The sequence below is a fragment of the Streptomyces plumbidurans genome (assembly GCF_019857225.1).
GTDB classification, from domain to species: domain Bacteria; phylum Actinomycetota; class Actinomycetes; order Streptomycetales; family Streptomycetaceae; genus Streptomyces; species Streptomyces plumbidurans.
Genome location: NZ_JAFJSY010000142.1, coordinates 1 through 8,070, shown reverse-complemented (window position 1 = coordinate 8,070; position 8,070 = coordinate 1). Strand labels below are relative to the sequence as shown.

At 70.4% G+C, this 8,070-nt stretch carries 9 protein-coding genes; all 9 read right to left on the bottom strand.

Annotated elements, in window-relative coordinates; all coding sequences use genetic code 11:
* Positions 1–278 (bottom strand): phosphoglucose isomerase-related protein (locus JYK17_RS39750; RefSeq protein WP_504739993.1); only part of this gene is annotated, 278 nt, incomplete at its 3' end.
* A 52-nt stretch (positions 279–330) separates the two neighbouring features.
* Positions 331–1,599, bottom strand: a complete 1,269-nt coding sequence (locus JYK17_RS39745) for an MFS transporter (protein WP_222812290.1) — start codon at positions 1,597–1,599, stop codon at positions 331–333.
* A 134-nt stretch (positions 1,600–1,733) separates the two neighbouring features.
* Positions 1,734–2,021 carry an RNA polymerase-binding protein RbpA gene (locus tag JYK17_RS39740; RefSeq protein WP_007448238.1) on the bottom strand — a complete coding sequence of 96 codons (288 nt, stop codon included), beginning with the start codon at positions 2,019–2,021 and terminating at the stop codon, positions 1,734–1,736.
* 260 nt (positions 2,022–2,281) lie between these two features.
* Positions 2,282–2,518, bottom strand: a complete 237-nt coding sequence (gene secG, locus JYK17_RS39735) for a preprotein translocase subunit SecG (RefSeq protein WP_108013541.1) — start codon at positions 2,516–2,518, stop codon at positions 2,282–2,284.
* A 108-nt stretch (positions 2,519–2,626) separates the two neighbouring features.
* A complete protein-coding gene (tpiA, locus tag JYK17_RS39730) occupies positions 2,627–3,403 on the bottom strand; it encodes a triose-phosphate isomerase (protein ID WP_108013540.1) in 777 nt (258 codons plus the stop codon).
* A gap of 3 nt (positions 3,404–3,406) precedes the next feature.
* Positions 3,407–4,618 carry a phosphoglycerate kinase gene (locus tag JYK17_RS39725; protein WP_222812289.1) on the bottom strand — a complete coding sequence of 404 codons (1,212 nt, stop codon included), beginning with the start codon at positions 4,616–4,618 and terminating at the stop codon, positions 3,407–3,409.
* Between the two features lie 128 nt (positions 4,619–4,746).
* Positions 4,747–5,754, bottom strand: a complete 1,008-nt coding sequence (gap, locus tag JYK17_RS39720; RefSeq protein ID WP_108013538.1) for a type I glyceraldehyde-3-phosphate dehydrogenase — start codon at positions 5,752–5,754, stop codon at positions 4,747–4,749.
* Positions 5,755–6,134: 380 nt separating this feature from the next.
* The gene (whiA, locus tag JYK17_RS39715) at positions 6,135–7,124 is read right to left on the bottom strand and encodes a DNA-binding protein WhiA (protein ID WP_108013537.1); all 990 of its coding nucleotides are present in this window, start codon (positions 7,122–7,124) and stop codon (positions 6,135–6,137) included.
* The coding region (locus JYK17_RS39710; RefSeq protein ID WP_222812288.1) for a gluconeogenesis factor YvcK family protein at positions 7,115–8,070 on the bottom strand (956 nt) is incomplete at its 5' end. The genes JYK17_RS39710 and whiA, both read right to left, overlap by 10 nt.

Sequence of the window (8,070 nt, the reverse complement as noted above, 5' to 3'; positions counted from 1 at the left end):
GTCGTGTTGATCTTCTCCCCGCGGAACATGGCGTCCCGCAGCCCGAACACATCGGTGGCGGCGGCCAGTTCGCGCAGCAGCCGCAGGGTCTTGTCGGTGACGAGGTGCTTGGAGTAGTCGATGTACAGGTCGCCCACCTGGAGGGTGTATCCGGTGCCGCGGCCCGGGTCGGCGGCGAAGAGCTCCCGGAGATGGGTGCCGGCGAGTTCCTCGCGGTGCTCGGCGAGCGCGGTCCACTCGGGCGTCCGGTTGAGCCTGTTACGGCCGTCTGCGTTCATGTCCGACGTCAGCCTTCTTTCGTGCCAGTCCCAGCTGTTCCAACCTAATTGATCAGCGCGGGGCGCGAGCCGTCGTGGCGTCGTCGTCCGGCGCAACAACAGGTACGTCCGGCTTGCCGGCGGGTATCAGCGCGAGGACGGACAGGACGAAGAAGACGGCGGCGAGCAGCGCCGGGGTGTTGGCTCCCCAGGCGGTGGCCACGGCCCCGCCGAGGAGTGCGCCCAGCGGAGCCCCCGCGACGGCGAGGGTGCGGAAGGCGGAGCTGATCCGGCCCAGCATGTCCGCGGGCGCGCGCTGCTGCATCAGGGTCGTGGTGTTGACGTTCCACACCATGCCCATGAGGCCGAAGACCGCCAGGGCGGCCGCCGTCGCGATCAGGCTGCGCACCGCGCCCATGAGCACCAGGGCGCTGATCTGCACGGAGCCGGCGAGCAGCACGGCCCGCGGCGCCCCGAGACGCGAGGTGATCCGCCGGTTCACCGCTCCCCCGGCCAGACCGCCCACGGTGTACGCGGTGGCCGCGACCGCGTATCCGGTCGTGCCGGCGTCCAGCCAGCCGGTCACCAGGAGCACCAGCGTGGCGATCAGCGCGCCCATGCCGATGTTGCACAGCGACGAGGCGACGCACAGCCCGCGCAGCGCCCGGTCGCGCCACAGGGTGCGCAGCCCGTCCGCGATCTCCTGGCGCAGGGCGCCGCCCGCCGGTCTCGGAGCGTGCTCGGGCGCCTCGGTCCGCAGCGCGAAGACGAGGGCGGCGGCCAGCAGGAAGGTTGCCGCGTCGGCCGCGAAGGGCACGGCGGCGCCCGCCGCGATCAGCAGCGGCACCGCGGGCGCCCCGAGCAGTCCGCCCGCGATCTTCTGCCCGGTCATCAGGCGCGCGTTGGCACTGCCGAGTGCCTCGCGGTCCACCAGGGCGGGCAGCAGGGCCGTCGCGGCGTTGTCGAAGAGGGTCTGAAGCGTGGTCAGGGCGAACGCGAGCACGATGAGCAGCGCGATGGAGGCGTGACCGAGCGCGACGGCCACGGCGAAGAGGGCGACCAGCAGCCCTCGTAGCGCGTCGACCGTCCACATGGCGCGGCGCTGGTCCACCCGGTCGGCGACCGCGCCGCCCAGCAGTCCGAAGGCGATCCACGGGAGATAGCCGCAGGCGGTCACCGAGGCGACCAGCAGGGGGCGGTCGGTGAGCGAGACGGCGAGCAGGGGCAGCGCGGCGCCCCGCAGCGCGTCCCCGAACCGGGACACCACGGCGGCCGTCCACAGCCGCCCGAATCCCCCACGCCACGCGGGCGCAAGCGCACCCGTCTCCTGGACCGTCGCCACAACTCCCCCTCACGGTTGCCCGATGCACAAACCGTAGAGGGCAGCACTGACAATCGGTCCGGCGGCGATCGGCCGGGCGGGCGCGAAACAGCTCCGGCCAGGCACCTCTTGGGCACCCGGCCGGTCGTCAACTTCTAGATCTCGCCCCGCAGTTTGGCGAGCGCCTCGGCGAGGATCGCCTCGCCGTCCGCGTCGCTGCGCCGCTCCCGGACGTACGCGAGGTGCGTCTTGTAGGGCTCGGTGCGCGGCGGGTCCGGCGGGTTGTCCCGGTCCTGCCCGGCCGGGAAGCCGCAGCGCGGGCAGTCCCAGGTCTCGGGAACCTGCGCGTCGCTGGCGAAGCTGGGCTGCGTCTCGTGCCCGTTCGAGCACCAGAAGGAGATGCGCAGACGCGGCGCGGACTCGCCGCGCTCGGCCTCGCCCATCGGCCCCGCCCCGACCCGGCTTCCTCGGATCGCGTTGCCACTTGCCACGGTGTAACTCCCTGCGTGATGGTGCCGCGAAGCGAGTCGGCGTGTCGCTTCGTTGCGAGCGCCTCAGTCTACGTAAGGCCCAACGCGCGTCCAGTGATTGGAGTTACAACCTCCGTACCCAGACGCAAGCCCCATGATAGGCCGCGCTCAGTTGCGCGTACCGGACATGGGGCCTTACGTGCGGAATGCGGGTGTGGTCTGTGCGTTGCTGCTCAGCTGTTCGTCTTCATGATGATGCCGAGTACGACAATGCACGCGAACCACAGCAGACCGATCACCAGGGTGATGCGGTCCAGGTTGCGCTCGGCGACCGAGGAGCCGCCGACGGACGACTGCATGCCGCCACCGAACATGTCGGAGAGGCCGCCGCCCTTCCCCTTGTGCATCAGCACCAGCAGCATCAGCAGCAGGCTGAAGACGATCAGGGCGATCGAGAACCCCAAAACCACGGCTGGACCAACTCTCTCGGATTCGGATGAACGACGGGGGCACAGCACCAGGGCTGTGCCCCCGCAAGGGTACGACGTATCGCCGCTACCGCATACTCCCAGCTCGTGTCACTGGTCGCGGAAGCGCACGATCTTGACGAACTCGTCGGCGTCCAGTGAGGCCCCGCCGATCAGCGCGCCGTCGATGTCGGCCTGGGCCATGATCTCCGCGACGTTGCCGGACTTCACGGAGCCGCCGTACTGGATGCGCACCTGGTCGGCGAGCTCCTGCGTGTACAGCTCGGCGATCTTGCCGCGGATGGCGGCGCAGACCTCCTGCGCGTCCTCGGCGCCGCAGACCTTGCCGGTGCCGATGGCCCACACGGGCTCGTAGGCGATCACGATCGACTCGGCCTGCTCGGCCGGGAGGTCCTTGAGGCCGCCCTCGACCTGGGCGAGGGTGTGCGCGACGTGGTTGCCCGCGTCCCGCACCTCCAGCTCCTCGCCGACGCACAGGATCGGGGTCAGACCGTGCTTGTAGGCGGCCTTGACCTTGGCGTTCACCTGCTCGTCGGACTCGTTGTGGTACTGCCGTCGCTCGGAGTGGCCGATCACCACGTAGGTGCACTTCAGCTTGGACAGCATCGGGCCGGAGATCTCGCCGGTGTAGGCCCCGGAGTCGTGCGCCGAGATGTCCTGGGCTCCGTACTTGATCTTCAGCTTGTCGCCGTCGACCAGGGTCTGCACGGAGCGCAGGTCGGTGAAGGGCGGCAGGACGGCGACCTCTACGGCCTCGTAGTCCTTGTCCGCGAGGGCGAAGGCGAGCTTCTGGACGTGCGCGATGGCCTCGAGGTGGTTGAGGTTCATCTTCCAGTTGCCCGCCATGATCGGCGTGCGCGTGCTCAAAAGTCAGTCCTCCAGTGCGGCGAGGCCGGGGAGCGTCTTGCCCTCGAGGTATTCGAGGGAGGCGCCGCCACCGGTCGAGATGTGGCCGAATGCGGTCTCGTCGAAGCCCAGGAGGCGCACGGCCGCGGCGGAGTCGCCGCCGCCGACGACCGTGAAGGCCGGGGAGTCGAGGAGTGCCTGGGCGACCGCCTTGGTGCCCTCGGCGAAATCGGGGTGCTCGAAGACGCCCATCGGGCCGTTCCAGAAGACGGTGGCGGCGTCGGTGATCTTCGAGGCGTACAGCTTGCCGGACGCCTGGCCGATGTCCAGGCCCATCCGGTCGGCCGGGATGGCGTCCGCGGCGACGGTGGTCGCGTCGGCCGGGGCCTTCGTCTTCAGGTCCGGGAACGCGGGGGCGACCACGGCGTCGACCGGCAGGACCAGCTCCACGCCGGTCTTCTCGGCGCGCTCGATGTACTCAAGAACGGCCGGGATCTGGTCCTCCTGCAGCAGGGACGCGCCGACCTCGTAACCCTTGGCCTTGAGGAAGGTGTACGCCATGCCGCCGCCGATGAGGATGCGGTCCGCCTTGCCGAGCAGCTGGTCGATGACTGCGAGCTTGTCCGAGACCTTCGCGCCGCCGAGCGCGACCACGTAGGGCCGCTGGACCTCGTCGGTGAGCTTCTTCAGGACGCCGACCTCGGTGGCGATGAGGTAGCCGGCGTAGTGCGGCAGCCGGGCCGGCAGGTCGTACACCGAGGCGTGCTTGCGGTGCACCGCACCGAAGCCGTCGCCGACGTAGACATCGGCGAGCGCGGCCAGGCGGTCCGCGAACTCCCCGCGCTCGGTGTCGTCCTTGGAGGTCTCCCCCGTGTTGAAGCGCAGGTTCTCGATGACCGCGACCTGGCCCGGCTGGAGGCCGTCCACGGCGTCGTGGGCGGCGGGGCCCACGGTGTCCTGGGCGAACGCCACGGGCGCGCCGAGGAGTTCACCGAGGCGCTCGGCGGCGGGCAGCAGGGAGAAGGCCGGGTCCGGGGCGCCCTTGGGGCGGCCCAGGTGGGAGGCGACGACGACCTTGGCGTCCGCCTCCACAAGGGCCTTGACGGTGGGCAGCACGGCGCGGATGCGGCCGTCGTCGGTGATGGTGGTGCCGTCCAGCGGCACGTTGAGGTCGGCGCGGACGAAGACCCGCTTGCCGGCCACTCCTTCGGCGAGGAGTTCGTCGATCGTCTTCATAAGGGCTCCTGGTGAGGGTGCTCTGATCGTACGAGGGCTGCTGTGTACGTGAGTCAGGGCCCGGGCGGCGCGTCCCTGCGCCGCCCGAGCCCTGCGTTCACATCGAGTTGCCTGCTGCGTGGATCAGCTCAGAGCTGGTTGCCGACGAAGACCGTGAGGTCGACGAGGCGGTTGGAGTAGCCCCACTCGTTGTCGTACCAGCCGAGGATCTTCACCGTGTTGCCCTCCTGGACCATGGTCAGGGAGGAGTCGAAGGTGCAGGACGCCGGGTCGCTGACGATGTCCGAGGAGACGATCTGGTCCTCGGTGTAGGACAGGTAGCCCTGCAGCTCGCCCTCGGAGGCCTTCTTGAACGCGGCGTTGACCTCGTCCTTGGTGGTCTCGCGCGCGAGCTCCACGACCAGGTCGGTGGCCGAGCCGGTGGGGACCGGGACGCGCATCGCGATGCCGTCGAGCTTGCCCTTGAGCTGCGGCAGGACCAGGGCGGTGGCCTTCGCGGCACCCGTCGTGGTCGGGATGATGTTCTCGGCGGCGGCACGCGCGCGGCGCAGGTCCTTGTGCGGGAAGTCCAGGATGCGCTGGTCGTTGGTGTACGCGTGCACCGTCGTCATCAGGCCCTTGACGATGCCGAAGTTCTCGTCGAGCACCTTGGCCATCGGCGCCACACAGTTGGTGGTGCAGGAGGCGTTGGAGATGACGTGGTGGTTCGCCGGGTCGTACTTGTCCTGGTTGACACCCATCACGATGGTGATGTCCTCGTCCTTGGCCGGGGCCGAGATGAGGACCTTCTTCGCGCCACCGGCGATGTGCTTCGCGGCGTCGTCCTTCTTGGTGAAGATGCCGGTCGACTCGATGACGATGTCGACGCCCAGCTCGCCCCACGGGATGTCGGCGGGGTTGCGCTCGGAGAGGACCTTGATGGTGTGGCCGTCCACGGTGATCGTGTCGGCGGTGTGCGACACCTCGGCCTTGAGGCGGCCCAGGATGGTGTCGTACTTCAGCAGATGTGCGGTGGTCGCGGTGTCACCCAGGTCGTTGACAGCCACGATCTCGATGTCTGCACCCTGCTCCAGCAGCGCGCGGAAGTAGTTGCGACCGATACGACCGAAGCCGTTGATGCCTACGCGGATCGTCACGAACCGATCTCCTCGTTGGTACGCCGGCCATGCGGTGCCGGCGAGCTCTGTTTGGGATGTCCCCGACCACCCCCGACCCTACCTCCCGCGGGCCCTCGCGGTGACATCGAGATGCCGCATACACGGGCAGGCGGTCCGTACCCGCCAGTAGGGGTACGGACCGCCCGACGGAAAACCCCGATCACCCCTTTTGACTACGGTGAGGTGGTCACCGTTGACCACGGAGTTCACCCTGCTGTACCAGGTGCCGGTGCTGCGGTCGGGGTGCAGCCCCGCGCACTCCCACGGGACGGGAAAACGCCGGTGCCCGCGCCCTCAAGTGGGCGCCGGCACCGGCGAGTTGCATGATTGTCGGCCTCGGGACGGACGAACGGCCCCGGTCAGCCCACCAGGTTGTCGGCCATCTCCTCGGTGAGGCTGGACTCCGTGCCCGGAATGCCGAGGTCCTGGGCGCGCTTGTCGGCCATCGCGAGGAGTCGGCGGATACGGCCGGCCACGGCGTCCTTGGTCAGCGGCGGGTCGGCAAGCGCACCCAGCTCCTCCAGCGATGCCTGCTTGTGCTCCATGCGCAGCCGGCCCGCTGCCGCGAGGTGTTCGGGAACCTCGTCGGCGAGGATCTCCAGCGCGCGCTGCACACGGGCGCCCGCGGCGACGGCCGCACGCGCGGAGCGGCGCAGGTTGGCGTCGTCGAAGTTGGCGAGACGGTTCGCCGTCGCGCGGACCTCCCGGCGCATCCGGCGCTCCTCCCAGGCCAGCACGGACTCGTGCGCGCCGAGGCGGGTGAGCAGGGCACCGATCGCGTCACCGTCACGGACGACCACGCGGTCCACGCCGCGCACCTCGCGCGCCTTCGCGGCGATCGACAGCCGGCGGGCCGCGCCGACCAGGGCGAGCGCCGCCTCGGGGCCCGGGCAGGTCACCTCCAGGGAGGAGGAACGGCCGGGCTCGGTGAGTGAGCCGTGGGCCAGGAAGGCGCCGCGCCAGGCCGCCTCCGCGTCGCAGGTGGCCCCCGAGACCACCTGCGGCGGCAGACCGCGGATCGGGCGGCCCCGGCCGTCCACCAGGCCGGTCTGCCGGGCCAGCTGGTCGCCGCCGGCGACGACCCGGACGACGTAGCGCGAACCGCGCCGCAGTCCGCCCGGGGCCATCACGATCAGCTCGGAGCTGTGGCCGAAGATCTCAAGAATGTCCCGCTTCAGGCGCCGCGCCGCCATCGCGGTGTCCAGCTCCGCCTCGATCACGATGCGCCCGCTGACCAGGTGGAGGCCGCCGGCGAACCGCAGAATGGCGGAGACCTCCGCCTTTCTGCAGCAGGTACGGGTGACGGGGAGCCGGGAGATCTCATCCTTCACCGCTGCCGTCATCGCCATGGGCCGATCCTTCCATGCATCCGAAAAATACGGTCGTACGCGGCGGCCAGCTGCTCCGGGTCATGCCGCGGAGTTCCGTCGCTCCGGGCCACCGGCGCCAGCTCGACCGCTGCCCCGAGCCGCTTGGCCGCCTCGGTGAGGTCCTCGCGGTCGGGCACGGCAGCCTCGTCGGCCAGCACCACGTCCAGGGCGAGTTTAGGGGCGTGTCGTCCCAAAACCTCCAAATGACGCTGCGGGGAGAAGCCTTCGGTTTCTCCGGGCTGCGGGGCGAGGTTCAGTGAGAGCACCCGGCGCGCCTTCGTCTGCACGAGTGCGTCCAGCAGGTCGGGCACCAGCAGATGGGGGATGACCGAGGAGAACCAGGAGCCCGGGCCGAGGACGACCCAGTCGGCGTCCAGGACCGCCTCGACGGCCTCGGGAACGGCCGGCGGATCGTGCGGCACGAGGTGCACGGACTGCACCTCTCCGGGCGTGAGCGCCACGGTCGCCTGGCCGCGCACCAGGTCGGTCTCCTCGGGGCGGTCCGGGTCGTGCCCCCTGACCAGGGCCTGCAGCTCCAGCGGCACGGCGGACATGGGCAGCACCCGTCCGTGCGCCCCCAGGAGCCTGCCGACCAGGTCGAGCGCCTGGACGTGATCGCCGAGCTGCTCCCACAGGGCGACGATCAGGAGGTTGCCGACCGCGTGCTCGTGCAGGTCGCCCTTGGACTGGAAGCGGTGCTGGATGACGCGGGCCCAGGTCTGGCCCCAGTCGTCGTCGCCGCACAGCGCGGCCAGCGCCTTGCGCAGATCGCCGGGCGGCAGCACGCCCAGCTCGTCGCGCAGCCGCCCGCTGGAGCCGCCGTCGTCGGCGACGGTGACGACGGCGGTGAGGTCGCCGGTGATCCGGCGCAGCGCGGCGAGCGAGGCGGACAGGCCCATGCCGCCGCCCAGCGCGACGACCTTGG

What these genes read in the sequence shown, in the direction of transcription:
- JYK17_RS39740 (WP_007448238.1), bottom strand. Translation starts at nt 2,021, where the DNA reads ATGGGCGAGGCCGAGCGCGGCGAGTCCGCGCCGCGTCTGCGCATCTCC.
- JYK17_RS39725 (WP_222812289.1), bottom strand. Translation starts at nt 4,618, where the DNA reads ATGAAGACGATCGACGAACTCCTCGCCGAAGGAGTGGCCGGCAAGCGG.
- whiA (WP_108013537.1), bottom strand. Translation starts at nt 7,124, where the DNA reads ATGGCGATGACGGCAGCGGTGAAGGATGAGATCTCCCGGCTCCCCGTC.